Raw genomic sequence first — 23103 nt, 5'->3', positions numbered from 1 at the left:
GATCACGGAGATCAAGCCGATCACGGAGATCACGCAGATTTCGCAGATTTCGCGTACCTCTCAGAGTGGAGTGCTCCTGCCATGCAGGTTTCCCGTATCGCCCCTCGCCGCGCCGTCTCCCGGCGCGCCCTCGCCCGGGTCGCCGCCGGCGGCGCCGTCGCGGGCACGGCCGTACTGGCGCTGTCCGTCCCCGCCTTCGCGCACGTCACCGTGCAGCCGGAGGGCGCCGCGGCCAAGGGCGGCTACACCGTCGTCGACTTCAAGGTCCCCAACGAGCGCGACACCGCCTCGACCACCAAGGTCGAGGTCGACTTCCCGGCCGACCACCCGCTCGCCTCGGTCATGCCCGAGCCCGTCGCCGGCTGGGACGTGCAGGTCACCAAGGCCAAGCCGGCCAAGCCGCTGACCCTGCACGGCGAGAAGATCGACCAGGTCGTCACCAAGGTCACCTGGACCGCCTCCGACGGCAAGGGCATCCGGCCCGGCTACTTCCAGAAGTTCCCGCTCTCCCTCGGCGCGCTGCCCGAGAACACCGACCAGCTCGTCTTCAAGGCGCTCCAGACGTACTCGAACAAGGAGGTCGTGCGCTGGATCGAGGTGCCGCAGGCCGGTCAGGACGAGCCGGAGAACCCGGCGCCGGTGCTGCAGCTGTCCGCCGCGGCCGACGACCACCACGGCGCGGCGGCCGCCCAGGACACCTCCGACCAGACCGGGAGCGAGAACGCGTCCGCCGCCACCGGCACCAACGGCACCGACACCACCGCGCGCGTGCTGGCCGTGGTGGGCATCGTCGTCGGGGCCGCGGGCGTCGCCTACGGCGTCCTCGCCGGCCGCCGCCGGACCGTCTGAGCCGTTTCCCGACCGCGCCCGGGGGCCGTACGGCGCGTGCGACGCTGTCCTGGCCGTCGTACGACCCCCGGTGCGCGCCGGAGTACTCACATCTGGGACATTTTTCTATGCGCAAGAAGACGTTCGCCGCGGCCGCGCTGCTCGCCGCCGCCACCCTGACCCTCTCCGCCTGCGGCAGCGGGAACAACAACAAGTCACCGGTCTCCGCGGTCTCCGTGGAGTCCGGCTCGGGCAAGGCCGCCACCGTCCTCGACCAGCCCTTCACCAAGCCGGACCTCGTCCTCACCGACACGCACGGCAAGAAGTACGACCTCCGCAAGGAGACCCAGGGCCACCCGACCCTGCTGTACTTCGGCTACACCCACTGCCCCGACATCTGCCCGACGACGATGAGCAACATCGCCGTGGCGAAGAAGTCGCTGCCCAAGGCCGAGCAGAACGACCTCAGGGTCGTGTTCGTGACCACCGACCCCGGCCGCGACACCCCCGCCGAGCTGGGCAAGTGGCTCAAGGGCATCGACCCGCAGTTCATCGGCCTGACCGGCGACTTCGCCACCATCCAGGCCGGCGCCCGGTCCGTCGGCATCTCCGTGGAACCGACCACCAAGGACAAGAACGGCAAGCTCGTCTCCGTCCACGGCACCCAGGTCATCGCCTTCTCCCCGAAGACGAACGGCGGCTACGTCCTCTACGGCGAGGACGCCACGGTCGACGACTACACCAAGGACCTGCCCAAGCTGGTCGAGGGGGCGAAGCCGTGAGGCGATCCGACCGGCGGCCCGTGCGGCACCGCCCCGCCACGCTGACCGCGGCCGCCGCACTCGCCGGCGCGCTGGCCCTCGCGGGCTGCTCCGGCTCGGGGTCCGGCTCCGGCGCGCGGGCCGACCTGTCGGTGAGCGGGCCGTACATGCCGCAGCCCGTCGCCGCCGACATGGCCGCCGGCTTTCTGACGATCACCAACAAGGGCGGCGCCGCGGACGAGCTGACCGGGGTGACCAGCACCGACGCCGACCAGGTCACCATGCACAGCACGACGGGCGGCGCCATGCGGGAGCAGAGCTCCTTCGCCATACCCGCGCACGGTCAACTCGTGTTCAAAAGCGGCGGCAACCACCTGATGTTCGAGAAGCTGAAGCGCCGGCCGAGGCAGGGCCAGACGGTCACCGTGAAGCTCACCTTCGCCAAATCCGGGCCCCTCACCGTCGAGATGCCGGTGAAATCCGCCACGTACAACCCGTCGACCGGCCACTGAGGGAGGGACCACTGTGACGCGGACCGCCACCCCACGCCTGCGGACCTGGGTGCTGCTGCTTCTCGCCGTCACCGGCGCGCTGCTCGCCGGCGCCGGACCGGCCTCCGCACACGCGGCGCTGACCGGCAGCGACCCGGCGCAGGGGGTGGTGGTCAAACAGGCGCCCAGCCAGGTGTCGCTCACCTTCTCCGAGAAGGTGGCGATGAACGACGACTCCCTGCGCGTCCTCGACCCTAGGGGCAAGCCGGTCCAGACCGGAGGCCCGGCCAACCTCAGCGGCACGACGTACGCCGTGAAGCTCAAGGGCGGCCTGGGCAAGGGCACCTACACGGTCACCTACCAGGTCGTCTCCGCCGACAGCCACCCCGTCTCCGGCGCCTACACCTTCTCCATCGGGGCGCCCTCCCAGACCGTGGTCTCCGCCACCGGACCGGTCGCGGGCGGCGGAGCCGTCGGCGTGCTCTACGCCTTCGGGCGGTACGCGTCGTACGCGGGCTTCATCGTGCTCGTCGGCGGCGCCGCCTTCGTGCTCGCCTGCTGGCAGCGCGGCGCGGGCGTACGGCCGTTGCAGCGGCTGGTCGTCGGCGGCTGGCTCACGCTCACCGCGGCCACCCTGTGGCTGCTGCTCCTGCGCGGCTCGTACACCACTTCCGGGAAGATCGCCGACGTCTTCGACCTCGGCCTGCTCGGCCAGGTGCTGCAGACCAAGACCGGCGCGGCCCTGGTCTCCCGGCTGCTGCTGCTCGCCGCCGCCGCGCTGTTCATCGCCGTCCTGTTCGGTGCCTTCACCAAGCGGGAGGAGGGCCAGGAGAAGCGCGACCTGACCTTCGGGCTCGCCATCGGCGGTGTGGTCGTCGCGGCCGGGCTCGCCACCAGCTGGGCCATGGCCGAGCACGCCTCGGTCGGGCTCCAGCCGGGCATCGCCATGCCCGTCGACGTCGTCCATCTGCTGGCCGTCGCCGCCTGGCTGGGCGGGCTCACCGCCCTGCTGGTCGCCCTGTACCGGGCGCCCGCCGAGACACCGGTGGAGGCCGGCGCGGTGCGCCGCTTCTCGCGGATCGCCTTCGGCTCCGTCGTCGCGCTCGTCGCGACCGGCACCTACCAGTCCTGGCGCCAGCTGGGCTCCTGGTCGGCGTTCACCGACACCCGGTACGGGCAGCTGCTGCTGGTGAAGATCGGGCTCGTGGCGCTGCTGGTCGGCATCGCCTCCGTCTCGCGCCGCTGGACGGCCCGGCTCACCGACGGCACCGGCACGGCCGCGGCAGAGCCCGAGAAGGAGCGCGTCAGCGCCGCCAAAGCCGGCGCGGCGAAGGCGGGTACGGCCAAGGGGGACACGGCCGAGGACGCCGGTTCCGGTGACTCCCGGCGTGCCGCGCAGCTGGCCCGGCAGCGGGCCGCGATGGCCGCCGCCCGGCAGAAGCGGCTGCGCGACGGCGACGGGAACCGCTTCGGGCTGCGCCGCTCGGTGCTCGCCGAGGCGGGCGTCGCGGTCGTGCTGCTCGCCGTCACCACCTGGCTCACCCAGACCGAGCCCGGCCGCACCGAACTGGACGCCAAGGCCGCCTCCTCGTCCTCCGCCGGCTCGGCCACGGCGCCCTCGAACGGCGCGCTGACCCTCGACATGCCCTTCGACACCGGCGGCGCCAACGGCAAGGGGGTCGTCAGCGTCGACCTCGACCCGGCGCGCGTGGGCGGCAACGAGATGCACGTGTACGTCCAGCGACCGGGCGGCCAGGCCTTCGACATCCCCGAGGTGAAGATCGCCTTCACCCTGGAGACGAAGAAGATCGGCCCGCTTCCCGTGACCCCCGAGCACATCACGACCGGCCACTGGTCGGCGAGCGGGGTGCAGATCCCCATGGCCGGCGACTGGAAGATCGCCGTGACCGTGCGCACCTCCGACATCGACCAGGTGACCGTCTCCAAGAACGCGCAGATCGGCTGAACGACACCATGCCCGACCAGTCCATCCCCGAGGCCCGTACGTCCGCCGAGGTGTCTGGGGCCTCCCCGTCCAGCGGCCTGTCCCGCCGCGCGCTGCTGGGCACGGCCGGTGCCACCGGGCTCGTGCTCGGCGCCGCCGGCGGGGCCGTGGGCTACGCCGCCGCCCCTGCGCCGGCCACCCCGCTGACGTCCGTGGGGGCCGGCCGGGCGATGTTTCACGGGAAACATCAGCCCGGCATCACCGAGGGTCTGCAGGCGTGCGGTCATCTGATCGCCTTCGACCTGGCGGCGGGCGTCGGCCGCAAGGAGGCCGCGGCCCTGCTGCGCCGCTGGTCGACGACGGCCGAGCGCCTCATGGCGGGCGAGCCGGCGCCGCACGACGACACCGATGTGGCCCGCGACGCCGGGCCGTCCTCGCTGACGATCACCTTCGGCTTCGGTCACTCCTTCTTCGGCAGGACCGGACTGGAGAAGCAGCGGCCGGCCGCGCTGGACCCGCTGCCGGACTTCTCCTCCGACCACCTCGACAAGGCACGCAGCGACGGCGACCTGTGGGTGCAGATCGGCGCCGACGACGCCCTGGTCGCCTTCCACGCCCTGCGCGCGATCCAGAAGGACGCCGGCTCCGCGGCCCGCGTCCGCTGGCAGATGAACGGCTTCAACCGCACCCCCGGCGCCACCGCGCATCCCATGACCGCCCGCAACCTCATGGGCCAGCTCGACGGCACCCGCAATCCGAAGCCGACCGACGCCGACTTCGACCAGCGGATCTTCGTCCCCGTATCCGGCGAGCCCGCCTGGATGGCGAACGGCTCCTACGCCGTCGTCCGCCGTATCCGCATGCTCCTGGACGACTGGGAGAAGCTGTCGGTGCCGGCGCAGGAGGCGGTCATCGGGCGCCGGAAGTCCAACGGGGCGCCGCTGTCGGGCGGTGACGAGACGACCCCGATGGACCTCGAGAAGACCGACGCCAAGGGCGACTACGTCGTCCCCCTCAACGCCCATGCCCGCATCACCCGACCCGACAAGAACGGCGGCGCGGCCATGCTGCGGCGCCCCTTCTCCTACCACGACGGCTTCGACGCCGACGGCGCCCCCGACGCCGGTCTGCTCTTCATCTGCTGGCAGGCGGACCCGCTGCGCGGCTTCGTGCCGGTGCAGCGCAAGCTCGACCGGGGCGACGCCCTGTCCGCGTTCATCCGGCACGAGGCGAGCGGGCTGTTCGCCGTGCCGGGCGGGGCGGCGAAGGGCGAGTACGTGGGGCAGCGACTGCTGGAGGGCTGATCCGGAACGCGACCGGGTGACGCGCTTTGCCGATTTCCCGGGTTCAAACCACCCGGTCGAGTGGCTTTCGTGAGACGCGGACGACGGGTCCGGTCACGGCCATTAGGGTGAGGACATGCCAGCGAGCTATGCGTATCTCGGCCCCGAGGGCACCTTCACCGAGGTGGCCCTGCGGACGCTCCCCGAGGCGGCCACCCGGGAGCTCGTCCCCTATGTGTCGGTGCAGTCCGCACTGGACGCGGTCCGGGCCGGCGAGGCCGAGGCGGCGTTCGTGCCGATCGAGAACTCCGTCGAGGGCGGCATCACCACCACCCTGGACGAGCTGGTCGCGGGCGAACCGCTGATGATCTACCGCGAGGTGCTGCTGTCGATCACCTTCGCGCTGCTGGTGCGGCCCGGCACGAAGCTGTCGGACATCAAGACCGTCTCCGCCCACCCGGCGGCCCAGTCCCAGGTGCGGAACTGGCTGCGCGCCCACCTGCCCGACGCCGACTGGGAGTCCGCCGCCTCGAACGCGGACGCCGCCCGCCTGGTGCAGGAGGGCCGCTACGACGCCGCGTTCGCCGGCGAGTTCGCCGCCGCCCGCTATGGCCTCGAGGCCCTGGAAACCGGGATCCACGACTTCCCGGAGACCGCGCAGACGCGGTTCGTGCTGGTCGGCCGCCCGGCCCGGCCCGCCGCGCCGACCGGCGCCGACAAGACCTCGGTGGTGCTGTGGCAGCGCGACGACCACCCCGGCGGACTGCGCGACCTGCTCGGCGAGTTCGCCTCGCGCGGGATCAACCTCATGCTGCTCCAGTCCCGGCCGACCGGTGCGGGCATCGGCAACTACTGCTTCTGCATCGACGCCGAGGGCCACATCTCCGACCGGCGGATGGCGGAGGCGCTGATGGGGCTGAAGCGGATCTGCCTCCAGGTGCGTTATCTCGGTTCCTATCCGCGCGCGGACATCACTCCGGCCGAGGCCCCGACGACCCGGCAGGGCACGTCGGACGAGGAGTTCATGGCGGCCGCGGACTGGGTGGCGCGCTGCCAGGACGGCCGGTTCTGACGCGGTCGTAGACTGCTTCCCGCCAGTACGACCTGCATATCTTCGTTATCCACAGGAGTTATCCACAGGTCCGCTTCTCGACCTGGGGACAAGTCGACAACGACGCGTGACCCAGTCGACAAATCGCCCTGGAAGTCCCTGTTGCGGCCACCGCCCGGCAGATCACCCTTCGTCCACCCGTTTCCTTTGGTTCATCTTTTGGAGCGACCCTTTTCCACCCGAAGGTGGGTGTCGCCCCTGTTCGAACGGGGAATTCCATGGTTCTGCGACAACTTCCGGAGTGATCAATTCCGTAATCCACAGATCTTCCACACAGCCTGTGGATAACTTCCCGAAGAGTGTGGATTCCTGTGGACAGCCGACCAGTGAAGTCTCGTTCTCCACAAGGGAATCCGGTCAAGGCGGCGGCCGGATCGTGCCCCGTCCCAGGGAGTGAGACACTTTTCCTTGACGCCCTGCGACACGTTCGGCAATTCGCACATAACGGAACGTAAGCGACAAACACCGGCGAATCCGAACTTCACGGAACTCCATGGAATAGGGATTCGTGAGCGGCGAGCATGCACCGGTAGCCTTGGCCTCGTGATTGACCTTCGTCTGCTCCGTGAGGACCCCGACCGTGTGCGCGCGTCCCAGCGCGCCCGTGGAGAGGACGTCGCGCTCGTCGACGCTCTCCTGTCTGCCGACGAGCGGCGCAGGTCCTCCGGCGTCCGCTTCGACGAGCTGCGCGCCGAGCAGAAGCAGCTCGGCAAGCTCATCCCCAAGGCCACCGGCGACGAGAAGGCCGAGCTGCTGAAGCGGGCGAGCCAGCTCGCCGCCGACGTCAAGGCCGCCGACGCCGAGCGCGACGCGGCCGACGCCGAGACCCAGGAGCTGCTGCTCCAGCTCGGCAACCTCGTCCACCCCGACGTGCCCGTCGGCGGCGAGGAGGACTTCGTCACGCTGGAGACGCACGGCACGATCCGCGACTTCGGCGCCGAGGGCTTCGAGCCCAAGGACCACCTGGAGCTCGGCCAGCTGCTCGGCGCGATCGACGTCGAGCGCGGCGCCAAGGTCTCCGGCTCCCGCTTCTACTTCCTCACCGGCGTCGGCGCCCTGCTGGAGCTGGCCCTGGTGAACGCGGCGATGGCCCAGGCGACGGCCGCGGGCTTCACCCCGATGCTCACCCCGGCGCTGGTCCGCCCCCAGTCGATGGCGGGCACCGGCTTCCTCGGCCAGGCGGCCCAGGACGTCTACCACCTCGACAAGGACGACCTGTACCTGGTCGGCACGTCCGAGGTCCCGCTCGCCGCCTACCACATGGACGAGATCCTCGACGCCGACAAGCTGCCGCTGCGGTACGCGGGCTTCTCGCCCTGCTTCCGCCGCGAGGCCGGCTCGCACGGCAAGGACACCCGCGGCATCTTCCGGGTGCACCAGTTCGACAAGGTCGAGATGTTCTCGTACGTCGCCCCCGAGGACTCCCAGGCCGAGCACCAGCGGCTGCTGGAGTGGGAGAAGCAGTGGCTGACCTCGCTGGAGCTGCCGTTCCGCGTCATCGACGTCGCCTCCGGTGACCTCGGCGCCTCGGCCGCCCGCAAGTTCGACTGCGAGGCATGGATCCCGACCCAGGGCAAGTACCGCGAGCTGACCTCGACCTCGGACTGCACCGAGTTCCAGTCCCGCCGGCTGTCGATCCGTGTCCGTGACGGCAAGCAGGTCAAGCCGCTCGCCACCCTCAACGGCACGCTGTGCGCCGTACCGCGCACGATCGTGGCGATCCTGGAGAACCACCAGCAGGCCGACGGCTCCGTCCGGGTCCCCGAGGTGCTGCGCCCGTACCTGGGCGGCCGCGAGGTCCTGGAACCGGTCGCCAGGTGAGCGCCGGATTCCCGTACCGGCTCGTCGCCACCGACCTCGACGGCACGCTCCTGCGCTGCGACGGGTCCGTCTCGCAGCGCACCCGTGACGCGCTCGCCGCGGCCACCGCGGCGGGCGCGGCCCACATCGTCGTCACCGGGCGCGCGGCCCCCTGGACCCGGCCCATCCTGGACGACCTGGGCTACGAGGGCCTCGCCGTCTGCGCCCAGGGCGCGCAGGTCTACGACGCCGGGGCGCACCGCCTGCTGACGTCCGTCACCCTGGACCGGCAGCTGGCGGGCGTGGCGCTGGCCAAGATCGAGGCGGAGGTGGGCCCGCTGTATCTCGCGGCCAGCCGGGACGGCCTCGACGGCGAGGTGCTGGTCGGCCCCGGGTACGCGGTGACCGGCCACCTCCCGGCGACGCCGTTCACGGACGCGTCCGACCTCTGGGCCGCTCCGCTGAACAAGCTCTACATACAGCATCCGACGCTGGGCGACGACGAACTGGCGGAGGCCGCACGGCAGGCGGCCGGCGGTTTCGTCACGGTCGCCATGGCCGGCGAGGGCATCGTGGAACTCCTCCCGCTGGGCCTGTCCAAGGCCACGGGGCTCTCTCTCGCCGCCCGCCGTCTCGGCGTGAAGGCCGCGGACACGATCGCCTTCGGCGACATGCCGAACGACATCCCGATGTTCGCGTGGGCGGCTTACGGCGTGGCCATGGCGGACGCCCACGAGGAGCTGAAGGCGGTGGCCGACGAGGTGACCGCCGCCAACGACGAAGACGGCATCGCGGTGGTGCTGGAGCGGTTGCTGGGCTGAGCTTTCCGACTTCTTCTGCTTCTTCTGCGGAGGATGCACGGATCGAACGTGCGCGGGCTTTTCAGGCCCGACCACGGTTGCTTTTGATCAAACACAGTGCAAACCGGTGCCTTACCACTCGGCCAATCCTCCGGGTGGGCGGCCCACGCGAGCGCAGCGCTCACGTGCTCGAAGCGGCCGCCCCGGGCTGCCCCTGAGGGCTCGACGGTGGGGTAACTACACCGGAGCCGGCCTCGGGCCGCCCTGTCGGGAGCTGGGCGTACTGCCGTGCATGGACATCGCCCTGCTCCTCTCCCGGATCGTGACACCGGGAGACGTTCCCGGCGGAATGGGGCACAACCAGGGTGCCTCGCCGCCGACTTGGACGCCACCGAATAAAAGGGGCGCTGCTACCGGCGGCGCCACCTGCGGCGCCGCGCCTTGCTGAAGAACCAGCCCGCCGGCGGCTCGTCGGAGCGCCACGGCTGCGGCTCGGGCGCCTCGGCCCGCCAGCGGGCGGCGAGCATCCGGGCCCGCGCGGACGGCTCGGAGGCGTCGGCGCCCCGTATGAAGTCCTCGTCCAGGACCAGCCCGTCCCAGACGTCGGTCTCGGACTCCCCGGTGCGTCCACGCCCGTCGCTTCGCGGCATCTCCTCTGCCATGACCGGCCTCCTAGCCGTACATCCGCTGTGCCCAGTGTGCCGGGACCGGGGTGAGGCCCCGGTCAAGGCGCCGCCGGCCTACTCCTCGCCCGCCAGCTTCAGCGTCCGCAGCTTCTGCCCGGCGTACCAGGTCGCCAGCACGGTCACCACCACCAGCAGCACGGTGGCCGTCGGCAGGCCCACGTCCGAGGTCACCAGATCGCCGCCGGCGACCTTGTGGGCGACGGCCAGCGACCACTGCTGGACGCTGAGCGTGCGCGCGCCGGGCACCAGGGAGCCGAACAGCGCCTCCCAGACCAGCGCGTACACCAGGCCGAAGACCACCGCGTGCCGGGAAACCGTGCCGAGCAGCAGGAAGAGGGCCGAGTAGGCGATGGAGGAGACCAGCGCGGCGACCGTGTAGGCCACGGCGACCTGCTGGCCGTTGCCGTTGAGGATCAGGCCGGCGATCAGGGTGGGCACCGCCGAGAAGACCATGGTCACGGCGATGGCGACGATCAGCTTGGTGAAGATGATCGCGGGCCGCTTCAGCGGCTTGGACAGCAGGTAGACGACGGAGCCGTCGTCGATCTCCGGGCCGATCGCGCCGGTGCCCGCGATGACGCCGATGATCGGCACCATGGTGGCGATTGCGAAGCCGCCGAGGACGTCGGAGGCGGTCTGGTCGTCGGCTCCGGTCAGGCCGCGCACGGCCACGGAGATCACGATCAGCAGCAGCGGCAGCGCGCCGAGGATGAGGGCCCGGCGCCGGCCGAGCAGGGCCCGGTAGGTGAGCCGGGCGACGGTGGGGTCGTACATCTTCGGCCTCCTACGCCGCGACCAGATACGAGAAGACGGACTCCAGGGACTCGTCCGAAGGCGAGACCGTGAGCAGCCGGATGCCGTGGTCCCGGGCGACCTTGGGCAGCAGGGCGGTGAAGCGGCCGAAGTCGACGGCCTGGACGCGCAGCGCGCCCTCGGTCGTGTCGACCTCGATGCCGGCCGTGGAGGGGTCGGCGATCAGCGCGGCCGCGAGGGCCCGGTCGTCGCTGGAGCGGACCAGATAGCGGTGCGGCCGGTCGGTCATCAGCCGGCGGATCCTCCGGAAGTCGCCGCTGGCGGCGTGCCTGCCCGCGACGACGACCTCGATGTGCCGGGCGAGCTGCTCGACCTCTTCGAGGATGTGCGAGGAGAACAGCACGGTGCGGCCCTCGTCGCCCATCTTCCGCAGCAGGTCCATCAGTTGCATGCGCTGGCGTGGGTCCATGCCGTTGAACGGCTCGTCCAGCAGGAGCAGCGAGGGGTCGTGGACCAGCGCGCTCGCCATCTTCACGCGCTGCCGCATGCCCTTGGAGTACGTGGAGATCTTCCGGTCCTGGGCGTATTCCATCTCGACGGTGGCGAGGGCCTTCTGGGCCGCCTTGGCGCCGAGGCCGTGCATCTCGGCGTTGGCGACGACGAACTCGCGGCCGGTGAGGAAGTCGTACATCGCCTCGCGTTCGGGGACGATGCCGATGTGCCGGTAGATCTGCTCGTTGCGCCACACCGGCTGCCCGTCGAGGGTGACCGTGCCGGTGGAGGGGGCGAGGAAGCCGCCCATCATGTTGATCAGGGTGGACTTTCCGGCGCCGTTGGGTCCGAGCAGGCCGGTGACGCCGGGGCCGATGGTCATGGTGATGTCGTTGACGGCGACCACGTTGCCGAACCAGCGGGAGACGTGGTCGATGCTGAGCGTGGTCACAGTCCCACCTTCTTGTAGCGGCGCATCAGCAGGCCGTAGCTGCCGGCGATCAGGGCGAGCACGACGAGGACGTAGACCACGCCCTGTCCGGTCGACGGGTTCACCGCGCCGGGATTGCGGGCGGTCGCGCCGAGGAACGCCGACTGGACGCCGTCGATGAGCGTGATGGGCGAGAACAGGCCGATCCACGGGATCGCGGAGGAGTGGTCCTGCACATGGGCGATGGCCTGGAGCGTGCTGACCGCGCCGTAGGAGATGATCATCACGGCGATCACGGCGGCGATGCCGAAGCCGCGGCGCGGGGTGACGGCCGCGATGACCAGGCCGATGCCCGCGAAGAGCAGGGAGAGCAGGGCCACGGAGAGAAGCCCCTCGGCGAATTCCTTCGTCTGGTGGGCGAAGCCCAGCTTGGACAGCAGCGCGCCCAGGTACATCACGAGCAGCGGGGCCGCGGTCAGGATGAAGACCGCCGAGGCGAGCGCGGCGAACTTGGCGCGGACGTAGTCGGCGGTCTCGATGGGCCGCGAGAAGTACAGCGGTACGGTCTTGAAGCGCAGGTCGCGGGAGACGGCCTGGGGCGCCTGGGAGGCGACGTAGAGACTGATCACGGCCTGCAGCATGATGGCGTACCGGGTGTAGGCCACCGGCAGTTCGTGCGCCTTGGTGAAGACGGCCACGGCCACCATGATGGCCGCGGGCACGCACATCACCGCGAACAGCAGCATGGGCAGCACCTTGGACTTGGCGGAGCGGCCGAGGCCGTAGGCGCCGCGCAGCGACTGCGCGTACAGGGAGCGGCGGGCGTAGGCGCGGCCGAGGCGGGGGCCGTCGTAGCCGCGGTAGCCGATGTCGTGGATGCGGGTCTGGTCGCCGGCCGGCGTGGCCGGCGTGGGCAGGGGCTGCTCAACCGCCATGTCCGACGGCCTCCTTCCGCTCCTCGTCGCTGGTCGTGAACACCTCGGAGATGTGGTGCCGGCGCTGTTCCATGCGCACCAGGCCGAGGCCGAGGTCGGCGACGACGTCCCGGACCAGGTCGTACGTCTCCTCGCCCCGGGCGCTCAGCAGCAGGATGTGTCCGGCGCCGGGCAGGCCGTGGCCCTCTGCCTCGGTGTCCACCCCGCGCGCGTGGAGCGCGTCGCGGACCGCGCGGGTGCCGTCGGGGTGGGCGTCGCTGTCGGTGACCTCGATCGCCAGGGTGGTCGTGGTCTGGGTGAAGTCGGTGGTGGAGCTGGAGCGCAGCAACTTGCCGCCGTCGATGACGACGACGTGGTCGCAGGTCCGCTCCAGCTCGCCGAGCAGGTGGGAGGTGACCAGGACGGAGATGCCGAACTCGGTGTGGATGCGACGGATCAGGCCGAGCATCTCGTCCCGGCCCACCGGGTCGAGGCCGTTGGTCGGCTCGTCCAGGAACACCAGCTGCGGGTCGTGCACCAGCGCCTGCGCGAGCTTGACCCGCTGCTTCATGCCGGTCGAGTAGCCGCCGATGGAGCGGTAGCGCTCCTCGTACAGGCCGACGTGGCGCAGGGTGTCCGCGGTCCGCTCGCGGGCGGCGGTGGGCGGCAGGCCGGACATGCGCGCCATGTGGACGACGAACTCGGTGGCCGAGACGTCCGGCGGCAGGCAGTCGTGCTCCGGCATGTACCCCACGCGCTCGCGGATGGCGCCGCCCTTGGTGGCGACGTCGAGGCCGAGCACCTCGGCGCGGCCCTCCGTGGCGGGGGACAGACCCAGCAGGATCTTGATCAGGGTGGACTTGCCGGCGCCGTTGGCTCCGACGAGTCCGGTCACACCGGGCCCGATGTCCACGGACAGCCGGTCGAGCGCGGTCACCCGGGGGAACCGCTTGCTCAGGCTTTCGGTCGCGATCACAGTCACGCCCATGACAGTAGTGATCCGGGCCACGCCGGTCGTCAGACCTCAGAGCCGTCTTCGCGTCAGACCCAGGTATTACGGGGCCCTAGGGGGACGCCCTCACCCAGGGGTCATCCCCGGTTTTCCACAGCCGGCCACCCCCACTATTGACGCCGCCTCTAACAACTGCCACATTCACGAGGGTCAAGTTACGGACGAGTACGGCGGTCCACAGACGAGTCGGCGGGCCGGCGGGACGAGTCGGCGCCACGACGGGACGGGGCGGCATGACGACGGCAGTGAGCAGCGGACTCCCCGTGGAGTTGCGGGGGTTCAGGCGGGTGCAGCGCCTCGCCTACGAATGCGCGGAGGCGGTCGCGGCGCGACTCGAGCCGGGCGTGACCGAGCGCGAGGCGGCGCGGATGCAGCGGGAGTGGCTGCGCGAGCGCGGCGTGCGGGACTGGTTCCACCTGCCCTTCGCCTGGTTCGGCGACCGCACGGCGTTCGTGAACTTCCGCATCCCGCTGCAGTTCTTCCCCACCGACCGCGCCCTGGAGCCCGGGATGCCGTTCATCCTGGACATGGCGCCGGTGTACGAGGGATACACGGCCGACATCGGCTACTCGGGCTCCCTCGGCGTCAACCCGGTGCAGGACCGGCTGCTGGCCGACCTGGAGGCCCACCGCGAGCTGATCCTGCGCGAGGTGCGCGAGCGGCGCCCGCTGCGCGAGATCTACGAGGACGTGGACCGGCTCATGGTCCGCCAGGGCTACGCCAACCGGCATCGCGCGTACCCCTTCGGGGTGATCGCCCACAAGGTGGACAGAGTGAAGCAGCGCCGCTGGTCACCCCATCTCTTCGGGTTCGGCACGCAGTCCCTGAAGGGGCTGGCCGCCGACGCGCTGCACGGCCACCGCGAGGGATGGTCGCCGCTGTGGTCGCCGTACCGCTTCTCCGACCATCCGCCGCAGCCGGGCCTGTGGGCGGTCGAACCACACCTCGGATTCCGGGGTACGGGCGCGAAGTTCGAGGAGATCCTGGTGGTCACCGACTCCAAGGACCCCGAGCAGAGCGCTTTCTGGCTGGACGACGATCTGCCGCACGTGCGGCGCTGGGCGGAGGAGAAGTGACGGCGGGCGTTTCGCGAGGAGTGACGGCTGACATGGCGCTGAGGGGTGCGCGGGAGCTCCGGGTGGCGACCGGGGGGGTCGAGCTGTGCGTGGCCGAGCTGGGCGATCCGGACCGGCCCACGGTGCTGCTGGTGCACGGCTACCCGGACAGCAAGGAGGTCTGGTCCGAGGTCGCCGTCCGCCTCGCCGACCGCTTCCACGTGGTCCTGTACGACGTCCGGGGCCACGGCCGCTCGACGGCGCCCAAGCCGCTGCGCGGCGGGTTCACCCTGCCCAAGCTCACGGACGACTTCCTGGCCGTGGCCGACGCGGTCAGCCCGGACCGCCCGGTCCACCTGGTCGGCCATGACTGGGGCTCGGTGCAGTCCTGGGAGTTCGTCACCGTGGAGCGCACCAAGGGCCGCATCGCCTCCTTCACCTCGATCTCCGGGCCGTCCCTCGACCACTTCGGGCACTGGATCAACGCGCGCGTGAAGCGTCCGACGCCCCGCCGGGTGGGCCAGCTCCTCGGCCAGGGCGCCAAGTCCTGGTACGTGTACCTGCTGCACACCCCGGCCCTGCCGGAACTGGCCTGGCGCGGCCCGCTCGGCCGGATCTGGCCGAAGATCCTGCAGCACATGGAGAAGGTCCCCGGCGGCGCCTATCCGACCGCCTCCCTCCCCTCCGACGCGGCGCACGGCGCCTGGCTGTACCGGGACAACGTCCGCGCCCGGCTGCGCCGTCCGCGCTCCGACGCGTACGCGCACGCGCCCGTGCAGCTCATCACGCCCCAGGGGGACGCGTTCCTCTCGGAGCGGCTGTACGACGACCTGGAGCAGTGGGTGCCGCGGCTGACCCGCCGCACGCTCCCGGCCAAGCACTGGGTCCCGCGCAGCCGTCCCGACCAACTCGTCTCCTGGATCGGGGACTTCGTCACCTCGGTGGACGCAGGACGTGCCGAGCCGCAGGCCGCCGGGCGCCATGCCGATCGGTTCGGCGGCCAGTTGGTCCTGGTCACCGGGGCCGGCAGCGGCATCGGCCGGGCCACGGCCTTCGCGTTCGCGGAGGCCGGCGCGCGCGTGGTGGCCGTCGACCGCGACACCGAATCCGCCGCCCGGACCGCAGAGTTGTGCCGGCTGATCGGCGCACCCGAGGCCTGGGCCGAGACGGCCGACGTCTCCGACGAGCAGGCGATGGAGAAGCTCGCGGAGAAGGTGCACCGCGAACACGGCGTGCTGGACGTGCTGGTGAACAACGCGGGCATCGGACTGTCCGGCTCCTTCTTCGCCACGTCGACCGACGACTGGCGCAGGGTCCTGGACGTCAATCTCTGGGGCGTGATCCACGGCTGCCGGCTCTTCGGCGCGCGGATGGCCGAGCGCGGCCAGGGCGGCCACATCGTCAACACCGCGTCCGCGGCGGCCTATCAGCCCTCACGCGTCCTGCCCGCCTACAGCACCTCCAAGGCCGCTGTACTGATGCTCTCCGAGTGCCTGCGCGCCGAACTCGCCGACCAGGGCATCGGGGTGAGCGCCATCTGCCCCGGCATCGTCAACACCAACATCACATCCACGGCCCGCTTCGCAGGAGTTGACGAGGCCGAGGAACGCCGCCGCCAGAAGAACTCGGCCCGCCTGTACGGTCTGCGCAACTACCCGCCGGAGAAGGTGGCCGAGGCGATCCTGGACGCCGTGGCCCACAACAGGGCGGTGGTACCGGTGACTCCGGAGGCGAAGGGCGCACACCTGCTGTCACGGCTGCTGCCGGGAGCACTGCGGCGACTGGCACGTGTGGAACCGAAAGTGTGAGCGCTGCCAGGGGGTTGGTGGGAGGCTGGTGTGCGTGCGGCTGAACACGTGCTAAGAGCCCTCAAGTTGCACATAGCCTGTGATGCACACAGTAGTTCACCAACGAGCGTGTGTTTCAGTCTAGTTGTCCACAGCATGGCCAACACGCCTGTGGATAACCGCAGTTGGCTGTGGATCAAACCTCCGGGCGAAAAAAACCTGCGTGATCCGCGTCTCTCGCGCACGCTGAGCACATGAACGAAAGGCAAGACGAACGACACATCGACGACAGACGCATGGTGAAGGTGTCGAAGTACCTGTCCAAACACCTGCGCCACCAGCCGGAACGCATCGGGCTCACCCTCGATCCGGGCGGCTGGGTGGAGATCGACACGCTGATCGCCGCGGCCGCCGCGCACGGCTTCCCCTTCACGCGCGAAGAACTCGACGACGTGGTGGCCGGCAACGACAAGCAGCGCTTCGCGATCGAGGGGAGCCGCATCCGCGCCAGCCAGGGCCACAGCATCGAGGTCGACCTCGGCCTGCCCGCGGCGACCCCGCCGCCGTATCTGTACCACGGGACCGTCGCCCGCAACCTCGACGCGATCCGGGCGGAAGGGCTGCGGCCCATGAACCGGCACGCCGTCCACCTCTCCGCCGACCGGGAGACCGCCACCCGGGTCGGCGCGCGCCGCGGGCGGCCCGTGGTGCTCACCGTCGACGCCGGCGCCATGCACCGCGACGGCCACGTGTTCCACGTCAGCGCCAACGGCGTCTGGCTGACCAAGGCCGTACCACCGCGCTACCTGCGCTTTCCCGGCCCACGCTGACCAGCGACCCACTGCCCAGCCCCCCGGCCGACACGGGACACCGGCCTCCCGTCATGATCGGCGGTATGGAGCATGCACCCGAGCATCTGCCGACCACCGAGGCCGCGGTCGCCGCGCTGCGGGCCCTCGCAGCCCACTACGCGCGCGAGACAGAGGTCACCCACGACATCGGCGCCGACCAGACCTCTCGTCGCAGCGCCGCGGGCATCGGCGTGACCACGGACCCCGACGGCTCCCTGCCGCACGAGGCGTACGTCGAATTCGGCGGCGTACCCCGGGTCAGCGTGCGGCTCTACCCGGAGGACGACGCGCTGATCACCGTCGAGGGCGTCGAGTTCCCCGACATCCCTCGCGACGACGTGCCCGCCTTCGTCCGCTCCGTCTTCGACGGTCTCGCCCACGTCAGGGCGCGCCGCTTCCCGCCCGGCTACCGCCTCGTCGTGCCACTGCCCGGCGACCGCACTCACGAGGAACGCGTCCCGATGGCCCTGCTCACTCCGTGGCTGAGCCGCAGCGTACGGTGACCGTGGGGCCGGTTGTCCGTGGGGCCGCTTACTCTCGGACGCATGAGTCTGCGTCTGAGCACCGTGATCCTGCCGTACCGCCGCTGGAGCGAAGGCGGCCGTTCGGCCTGGGTGCGGGCCGAACAGCTCGGCTTCCACACCGCGTACACCTACGACCACCTGTCCTGGCGCAGCTTCCGCGACGGCCCGTGGTTCGGCGCGATACCGACGCTGACCGCCGCGGCTGCCGCCACCGAGCGGCTGCGCCTCGGCACGCTGGTGACCTCGCCGAACTTCCGGCACCCGGTGACCCTAGCCAAGGAGCTGATCTCCCTCGACGACATCTCCGGCGGCCGGATCACCCTCGGCATCGGCGCCGGCGGCACCGGCTTCGACGCGACGGCGCTGGGCCAGGAGCCGTGGAGCCCGCGCGAGCGCGCCGACCGGTTCGCCCAGTTCGTGCCCCTGCTGGACCGCCTGCTCACCGAGGACGCGGTGACGCAGGAAGGCCGGTTCTACTCGGCGCACGAGGCGCGGAACATCCCGGGCTGCGTGCAGCGCCCCCGCCTGCCGTTCGCGGTGGCGGCCACCGGCCCGCGCGGTCTGAGGCTCGTCGCGCGGCACGGCCAGGCGTGGGTGACCACGGGCGACCCGAAGCTGTACGAGAACGGCACCCCGGAGCAGTCCGTGGAGGCCCTGCGCGGGCAGATCGCCAAGCTGTCCGAGACCTGCGCGGACGCCGGGCGGGACGTGGCGGACCTGGAGAAGATCCTGCTCACGGGCTTCACCCCGGACCGCTCCCGGCCGCTTCAGTCGCTGGACGCCTTCGTGGACTTCGCCGGCCGTCACCGTGAGCTCGGCTTCACCGAGATCGTGATCCACTGGCCCATCCCGGACTCCGACTTCGCCGCCGACGAGAAGGTGTTCGAGCAGATCGCCCTGGAGGCCGCCGCCCAGCTGGACTGACCGTCCGCGCCGAGTCCGGGCCGCCGCCGTTGGGCGAGCCGGGCGTCATCTGTGTCTCATCTGTGCGGAGTTCCGCACGTGCGTGCTGGCATATGCGTGAGAATGGCCGGGTGACCTCAGCGACCAGACAGCCCGGGACCCCGTCCGCCGCCGTACGGCCGCGGCTGATCGCCACCGACCTCGACGGCACGCTGCTGCGCGACGACAAGTCGGTCTCCCCGCGCACGGTCGCCGCGCTGGCCGCCGCCGAGGAGGCGGGCATCGAGGTCTTCTTCGTCACCGGCCGCCCGGCCCGCTGGATGGGAGTCGTCAGCGACCACGTCCACGGCCACGGCCTGGCGATCTGCGGCAACGGCGCCGCCGTGGTCGACCTGCACGGCGGCCCCGGCGCCCACCGCTTCGTCAAGGTGCGCGAACTGGCCCGCGGCAACGCCCTGGACGCCGTACGGCGGCTGCGCGAGGCGGCGCCCGGCACGGTGTTCGCGGTCGAGCAGACGTACGGCTTCCACCAGGAACCGGACTATCCCAAGCTGCACATGGAGATACCGGACAACCTCCTGCCCGCCGAGCGGCTGCTCGCCCCCGACGGTCCGGACGCCGACCAGCCCGTCCTCAAGATCCTCGCCTACCATCCCGACCTCGACCCGGACGCCTTCCTCACCCTGGCCCGGACCGCGATCGGCGACCGGGCCAACGTCACCCGCTCCAGCCCCAGCGCCCTGCTGGAACTGAGCGGGCCCGACGTCTCCAAGGCCAGCACCCTCGCCCTGTGCTGTGCCGAGCGCGGCATCTCGCACGAGGAGGTCGTGGCCTTCGGCGACATGCCCAACGACCTCGAGATGCTGACGTGGGCCGGCCAGTCGTACGCGATGGGCAACGCCCACCCGGACGTCCTCGCCGCCGCGTCGGGCCGTACGGTCGCCAACAACGAGGACGGCGTCGCGGTCGTGATCGAACAACTCCTCACGGACCGGTTCTGAGCCACCGCCCAGTACGGCATCCCGTACGGCCGCTTCCATCGACGACTGCGCTGAGCGGCGGGAGCCGGTGGCCGCGTGGCACGACACCTGGCACCCGACCAGGCACCCGCCGGTTGCCTGTCAGCGTGCGGCCACCAGCGACTCCGCCTCCGCTTCCCGCCGGGCCAGCGCCCGCAGCGGCCCGTCCACCGCGAGCAGCTCCGCGTACGTGCCCCGCTGCACGACCCGGCCCGCGTCGAGCACGATCACCTCGTCCACCGCCTCCAGTCCCGCCAGCCGGTGGGTGATCAGCAGCGTCGTACGGCCCTGCGTGGCGGCCAGCAGATCGGCGGCCAGCGCGTCGGCCGTCGGCAGGTCCAGATGCTCGGCGGGCTCGTCCAGGACCAGGACGGGGAAGTCGGCCAGCAGGGCGCGGGCCAGCGCCAGCCGCTGCCGCTGACCGCCCGACAGCCGTGCACCATGCTCGCCGACCAGCGTGTCCAGACCCCCGGGCAGCCCGTCCACCCAGTCCAGCAGCCGGGCCCGGCCCAGCGCCCGGCGCAGCTCGGCCTCCGTGGCGTCCTTCCTGGCGAGCAGCAGGTTCTCCCGCACCGAGCTGTCGAAGAGGTGCGCGTCCTGCGCGCACAGTCCGACGAGCCGCCGTACGTCGTCCCCGTCCAGCGCGTACGCGTCCACACCGGCGAGCGTGTACGACCCCTGCTGCGGGTCGAGGAAGCGCAGCAGCACATGGGCAAGAGTCGTCTTGCCGGAGCCGGACGCCCCCACGACCGCGATCCGCTGCCCTTCCCGCAGCGTGAGGTCGAACCCGGCCAGCGCTTCCCGCCGCCCGCCTTCGTACCGCGCGGCCAGCCCCTTGACCACCACGGGGAACGGCGAGGCGGGCGCCTGCCGGGGCCGCTCGGGCTCACGCACGGGCTCGGGGGCGTCGAGCACCTCGTAGACGCGCTCGGCGCTGCGCCGGGCCCGCTGCCGGTGCCGTACGGCGAGCGGCAGCCCCAGGACGGCTTCGAAGGCGGCCAGGGGGGTGAGGACGACGACGGCCATCGCCACGCCGCCCAGCCGGCCCGACGCCACCGCCTGGGCGCCGAACAGCGCGGTGGCCGTGACGGTCAGGCCGGTGATCAGTGCGGTGAGTCCGTCGCCGAGCGCGGTCACCGCGGCGGCGCGCGAGGCGATCCGGGTGAGGGTGCCGTCGGCGCGCCGGGCCGCCTCCGTGCGGGCGGGGAGCGCCCCGGCGACGGTCAGCTCGGCGGTGCCGGTGAGCAGGTCGGTGACCCGGGTGGCGAGGGTGCCGCGGGCCGGGGCCAGCCGTCGCTCGGTCCGCCGGGCCGCGGTCGCGGTGACGAGCGGGACACCGACGCCGGCCGCCAGCAGGCCTGCCGCCAGGGCGGCGCCGGCCTCGGGCAGCAGCCAGGCCGTGAAGCCGACGGAGGCGGCGGAGACGGTGACGGCGACCGACGCGGGCAGCAGCCAGCGCAGCCAGTAGTCCTGGAGATCGTCGACGTCCGCGACCAGCCGGGTGAGCAGATCACCGCGCCGGGCGGTCCGCAGTCCGGCGGGCGCGAGCCGCTCCAGCCGCCGGTAGACGGCGACCCGGGTGTCGGCCAGCATCCGCAGCACGGCGTCGTGGGACACCAGTCGCTCGGCGTACCGGAACACGGCCCGCCCGATGCCGAAAGCCCGCGTCGCGGTGACCGCCACCATCAGATACAGCACCGGCGGTTGCTGCGAGGCCCGCGAGATGAGCCACCCCGAGGTCGCCATCAGCCCGACCGCACTCCCCAACGCCAGACTGCCGAGCAGCAAGGCCAGCAGCACCCGCCCCCGCCGCGGCCTGGAAATCCGCCGAACCCGCGCGAGCACACCCCGTCGAGGCGCCGGCGCCCCACCGGGCTCCAGGCCCGAAGGACCACCCTCCACCCGACCGATCTCCGCGGCCGGCGGGCTGCTGTGCGGCCCAGCGAGCGGGGTGGCGGATGGACGAGGGCGGGATTCCAGGGGAAGTCCCCCGGCAGGCCGATCAGGGCCCGGGGCGCTTGACGACTCCGCGCCGTCCAGCCGCACCACGCGGTCCGCAATCTTCAGCAGCGCCGGCCGGTGCACCACCAGCAGCACCGTTCGCCCCACCGCGAGCCGCCGGACCGCCGCCACGACCTCCGCCTCGGTCTCGCCGTCCAGGCCCGCCGTCGGCTCGTCCAGCAGCAGCACGGGCCGGTCGGCGAGAAAGGCCCGGGCAAGAGCCAGCCGCTGCCGCTGCCCCGCCGACAATCCGGTCCCGTCCTCCCCGAGCACCGTCTCGGCGCCGTCGGGCAACGCGTCCACGAACTCCAGCGCCCCCGCGTCGCGCAGCGCCTGCCGCACGGCGCTGTCGTCCGCGTCGGGCCGGGCCAGCCGTACGTTCTCCGTGACGGTCCCGGCGTACAGATGCGGCCGCTGCGGCACCCAGGCGATCCGCGACCGCCACTGCGTCACATCGAGGTCCGCGAGATCGGCTCCCCCGATCCGCACCCGGCCCTGAGTCGGCGGGACGAAGCCCAGCAGCACGTTCAGCAGCGTCGACTTGCCCGCCCCGCTCGGCCCCACCAGAGCCACCGTCTCACCGGGCTCCACGGTGAACGACACCTGTGTCACGGCGTCCGTGGAGCGACCGGGGTAGCGCACGGTGACCTCGTCGAAGGTCACCGCACCGGAAGGCACCGCACCGGTACCCGACTCCAGGGCCGGTGTCTGCAGCACCGTGAAGATCTCCTCCGCCGCGGCAAGCCCCTCGGCCGCCGCGTGGTACTGGGCGCCGACCTGACGCAGCGGAAGGTACGCCTCGGGTGCCAGGACCAGGATCACCAGACCGATGGACAGATCCATGTCGCCGTGCACCAGCCGCATACCGATGGCCACGGCGACCAGCGCGACCGACAAGGTGGCGAGCAGCTCCAGCGCGAAGGAGGAGAGAAACGCTATCCGCAGGGTGCGCATCGTGGCCTGGCGGTACTCACCGGTGATCCGGCGAATGTTCTCGGCCTGCGCCTTGGCCCGGCCGAACGCCTTCAGCGTGGGCAGTCCCGCTACGACGTCCAGGAAGTGCCCGGACAGCCGGGAGAGCAGCCGCCACTGACGATCCATCCGGGACTGGGTGGCCCAGCCGATCAGCATCATGAACAGCGGAATGAGAGGCAGGGTGCCGACGATGATCGCCGCCGACACCCAGTCCTCGGTGACGATCCGCGCCAGCACCGCCACCGGCACGACCACCGCGAGCCCCAACTGGGGCAGGTAACGCGAGAAGTAGTCGTCGAGGGCGTCGACTCCGCGCGTCGCGAGCGTGACCAGCGAACCGGTGCGCTGCCCGGCCAACCACTCGGGACCGAGAGCTGCCGCACGCTCCAGGAGCCGCCCGCGCAGTTCGGACTTCACCGCCGCGCTCGCCCGGTGGGCGGCGAGTTCGGTGAGCCACGCGACCACCGACCGTCCCACCGCCACGGCCGCCAACAGCACCAGCGGCGTGCGCAGTTCAGCAACGGACTGCCCGTGCTGGAAGGCTCCGACGACAACCTCGGCGATGAGCATCGCCTGGGCGATCACCAGCCCCGCGCCGACGGCTCCCAGGCCGACGACCGCCACCAGGAAGAGCCGAGTGGCGCGGGCGTACTTCAGCAGACGTGGATCGATCGGTTTCACG

The 23103-nt window shown here is 71.5% G+C and carries 20 protein-coding genes and 1 tRNA gene; 14 read left to right on the top strand and 7 right to left on the bottom strand.

Annotated features, from left to right (window positions below):
- Window positions 1-81: 81 nt before the first annotated feature.
- From ACGFZN_RS10245 to ACGFZN_RS10210, 8 genes are all read left to right on the top strand, one after another.
- A complete protein-coding gene (locus tag ACGFZN_RS10245) occupies window positions 82-849 on the top strand; it encodes a YcnI family protein (RefSeq protein ID WP_393858011.1) in 768 nt (255 codons plus the stop codon).
- Between the two features lie 107 nt (window positions 850-956).
- Window positions 957-1610 carry an SCO family protein gene (locus ACGFZN_RS10240; protein WP_393858010.1) on the top strand — a complete coding sequence of 218 codons (654 nt, stop codon included), beginning with the start codon at window positions 957-959 and terminating at the stop codon, window positions 1608-1610.
- Window positions 1611-1630: 20 nt separating this feature from the next.
- Entirely contained in the window at window positions 1631-2101 is a 471-nt protein-coding gene (locus ACGFZN_RS10235; RefSeq protein WP_393858119.1) for a copper chaperone PCu(A)C, read from the top strand.
- A 13-nt stretch (window positions 2102-2114) separates the two neighbouring features.
- Window positions 2115-4046 carry a copper resistance CopC/CopD family protein gene (locus ACGFZN_RS10230; protein WP_393858009.1) on the top strand — a complete coding sequence of 644 codons (1932 nt, stop codon included), beginning with the start codon at window positions 2115-2117 and terminating at the stop codon, window positions 4044-4046.
- Between the two features lie 8 nt (window positions 4047-4054).
- On the top strand, window positions 4055-5329 hold the full coding sequence (gene efeB / locus ACGFZN_RS10225; protein ID WP_393858008.1) for an iron uptake transporter deferrochelatase/peroxidase subunit: 1275 nt from the start codon (window positions 4055-4057) through the stop codon (window positions 5327-5329).
- Between the two features lie 115 nt (window positions 5330-5444).
- A complete protein-coding gene (gene pheA / locus ACGFZN_RS10220) occupies window positions 5445-6380 on the top strand; it encodes a prephenate dehydratase (RefSeq protein WP_393858007.1) in 936 nt (311 codons plus the stop codon).
- A 582-nt stretch (window positions 6381-6962) separates the two neighbouring features.
- Window positions 6963-8240 (top strand): serine--tRNA ligase, encoded by a 1278-nt coding sequence (gene serS / locus ACGFZN_RS10215; RefSeq protein WP_393858006.1) that lies wholly within the window; start codon window positions 6963-6965, stop codon window positions 8238-8240.
- The gene (locus ACGFZN_RS10210; RefSeq protein ID WP_393858005.1) at window positions 8237-9040 is read left to right on the top strand and encodes an HAD family hydrolase; all 804 of its coding nucleotides are present in this window, start codon (window positions 8237-8239) and stop codon (window positions 9038-9040) included. Before serS ends, ACGFZN_RS10210 begins: the two co-directional genes overlap by 4 nt.
- Before the next feature lie 27 nt (window positions 9041-9067).
- Here the strand turns inward: ACGFZN_RS10210 and ACGFZN_RS10205 are convergent.
- The 6 genes from ACGFZN_RS10205 to ACGFZN_RS10180 all read right to left on the bottom strand — a co-directional run bounded on the left by ACGFZN_RS10205 (window position 9068) and on the right by ACGFZN_RS10180 (window position 13270).
- Window positions 9068-9172 (bottom strand) — tRNA-OTHER (locus tag ACGFZN_RS10205).
- 257 nt (window positions 9173-9429) lie between these two features.
- Complete coding sequence (locus ACGFZN_RS10200) at window positions 9430-9681, bottom strand: hypothetical protein (protein WP_393858004.1); 252 nt, start codon at window positions 9679-9681, stop codon at window positions 9430-9432.
- Window positions 9682-9759: 78 nt separating this feature from the next.
- Window positions 9760-10479, bottom strand: coding sequence for an ABC transporter permease (locus tag ACGFZN_RS10195; protein ID WP_393858003.1), 720 nt, complete (start codon window positions 10477-10479; stop codon window positions 9760-9762).
- Window positions 10480-10489: 10 nt separating this feature from the next.
- A complete protein-coding gene (locus tag ACGFZN_RS10190) occupies window positions 10490-11401 on the bottom strand; it encodes an ABC transporter ATP-binding protein (protein ID WP_393858002.1) in 912 nt (303 codons plus the stop codon).
- Window positions 11398-12315, bottom strand: coding sequence for an ABC transporter permease (locus ACGFZN_RS10185; RefSeq protein ID WP_393858001.1), 918 nt, complete (start codon window positions 12313-12315; stop codon window positions 11398-11400). Before ACGFZN_RS10185 ends, ACGFZN_RS10190 begins: the two co-directional genes overlap by 4 nt.
- Window positions 12305-13270, bottom strand: a complete 966-nt coding sequence (locus ACGFZN_RS10180; RefSeq protein ID WP_393858118.1) for an ABC transporter ATP-binding protein — start codon at window positions 13268-13270, stop codon at window positions 12305-12307. Before ACGFZN_RS10180 ends, ACGFZN_RS10185 begins: the two co-directional genes overlap by 11 nt.
- A gap of 269 nt (window positions 13271-13539) precedes the next feature.
- Here ACGFZN_RS10180 and ACGFZN_RS10175 point away from each other — a divergent pair, with 269 nt between their 5' ends.
- From ACGFZN_RS10175 to ACGFZN_RS10150, 6 genes are all read left to right on the top strand, one after another.
- Window positions 13540-14382 (top strand): M24 family metallopeptidase, encoded by an 843-nt coding sequence (locus ACGFZN_RS10175; RefSeq protein ID WP_393858000.1) that lies wholly within the window; start codon window positions 13540-13542, stop codon window positions 14380-14382.
- Window positions 14383-14414: 32 nt separating this feature from the next.
- Window positions 14415-16169, top strand: a complete 1755-nt coding sequence (locus ACGFZN_RS10170) for an SDR family oxidoreductase (protein ID WP_393857999.1) — start codon at window positions 14415-14417, stop codon at window positions 16167-16169.
- 233 nt (window positions 16170-16402) lie between these two features.
- Window positions 16403-16978 carry an RNA 2'-phosphotransferase gene (locus ACGFZN_RS10165; RefSeq protein WP_393857998.1) on the top strand — a complete coding sequence of 192 codons (576 nt, stop codon included), beginning with the start codon at window positions 16403-16405 and terminating at the stop codon, window positions 16976-16978.
- 53 nt (window positions 16979-17031) lie between these two features.
- Window positions 17032-17502, top strand: a complete 471-nt coding sequence (locus tag ACGFZN_RS10160) for a hypothetical protein (protein ID WP_393857997.1) — start codon at window positions 17032-17034, stop codon at window positions 17500-17502.
- 42 nt (window positions 17503-17544) lie between these two features.
- The gene (locus tag ACGFZN_RS10155; protein WP_393857996.1) at window positions 17545-18447 is read left to right on the top strand and encodes an LLM class flavin-dependent oxidoreductase; all 903 of its coding nucleotides are present in this window, start codon (window positions 17545-17547) and stop codon (window positions 18445-18447) included.
- A gap of 92 nt (window positions 18448-18539) precedes the next feature.
- The gene (locus ACGFZN_RS10150; protein ID WP_393857995.1) at window positions 18540-19427 is read left to right on the top strand and encodes an HAD hydrolase family protein; all 888 of its coding nucleotides are present in this window, start codon (window positions 18540-18542) and stop codon (window positions 19425-19427) included.
- Between the two features lie 120 nt (window positions 19428-19547).
- On the opposite strand, the gene cydD is transcribed toward ACGFZN_RS10150, so the two are convergent.
- Window positions 19548-23102 carry a thiol reductant ABC exporter subunit CydD gene (gene cydD / locus ACGFZN_RS10145; RefSeq protein ID WP_393857994.1) on the bottom strand — a complete coding sequence of 1185 codons (3555 nt, stop codon included), beginning with the start codon at window positions 23100-23102 and terminating at the stop codon, window positions 19548-19550.
- Window position 23103 lies beyond the last annotated feature (1 nt).

The sequence above is a fragment of the Streptomyces sp. NPDC048192 genome (assembly GCF_043202415.1).
Classification (GTDB): domain Bacteria; phylum Actinomycetota; class Actinomycetes; order Streptomycetales; family Streptomycetaceae; genus Streptomyces.
The sequence above is the reverse complement of the archived record's forward strand: the minus strand, read 5'-3'. Positions and strand labels throughout refer to the sequence as shown.

Coding starts and splice junctions, on each gene's coding strand:
- ACGFZN_RS10160 (WP_393857997.1), top strand. CDS start 17,032: ATGATCGGCGGTATGGAGCATGCACCCGAGCATCTGCCGACCACCGAG.
- ACGFZN_RS10165 (WP_393857998.1), top strand. CDS start 16,403: ATGAACGAAAGGCAAGACGAACGACACATCGACGACAGACGCATGGTG.
- efeB (WP_393858008.1), top strand. CDS start 4,055: ATGCCCGACCAGTCCATCCCCGAGGCCCGTACGTCCGCCGAGGTGTCT.
- ACGFZN_RS10185 (WP_393858001.1), bottom strand. CDS start 12,315: ATGGCGGTTGAGCAGCCCCTGCCCACGCCGGCCACGCCGGCCGGCGAC.
- pheA (WP_393858007.1), top strand. CDS start 5,445: ATGCCAGCGAGCTATGCGTATCTCGGCCCCGAGGGCACCTTCACCGAG.
- ACGFZN_RS10170 (WP_393857999.1), top strand. CDS start 14,415: ATGGCGCTGAGGGGTGCGCGGGAGCTCCGGGTGGCGACCGGGGGGGTC.
- ACGFZN_RS10155 (WP_393857996.1), top strand. CDS start 17,545: ATGAGTCTGCGTCTGAGCACCGTGATCCTGCCGTACCGCCGCTGGAGC.
- ACGFZN_RS10175 (WP_393858000.1), top strand. CDS start 13,540: ATGACGACGGCAGTGAGCAGCGGACTCCCCGTGGAGTTGCGGGGGTTC.
- ACGFZN_RS10150 (WP_393857995.1), top strand. CDS start 18,540: ATGCGTGAGAATGGCCGGGTGACCTCAGCGACCAGACAGCCCGGGACC.
- ACGFZN_RS10240 (WP_393858010.1), top strand. CDS start 957: ATGCGCAAGAAGACGTTCGCCGCGGCCGCGCTGCTCGCCGCCGCCACC.
- ACGFZN_RS10245 (WP_393858011.1), top strand. CDS start 82: ATGCAGGTTTCCCGTATCGCCCCTCGCCGCGCCGTCTCCCGGCGCGCC.
- ACGFZN_RS10195 (WP_393858003.1), bottom strand. CDS start 10,479: ATGTACGACCCCACCGTCGCCCGGCTCACCTACCGGGCCCTGCTCGGC.
- ACGFZN_RS10200 (WP_393858004.1), bottom strand. CDS start 9,681: ATGGCAGAGGAGATGCCGCGAAGCGACGGGCGTGGACGCACCGGGGAG.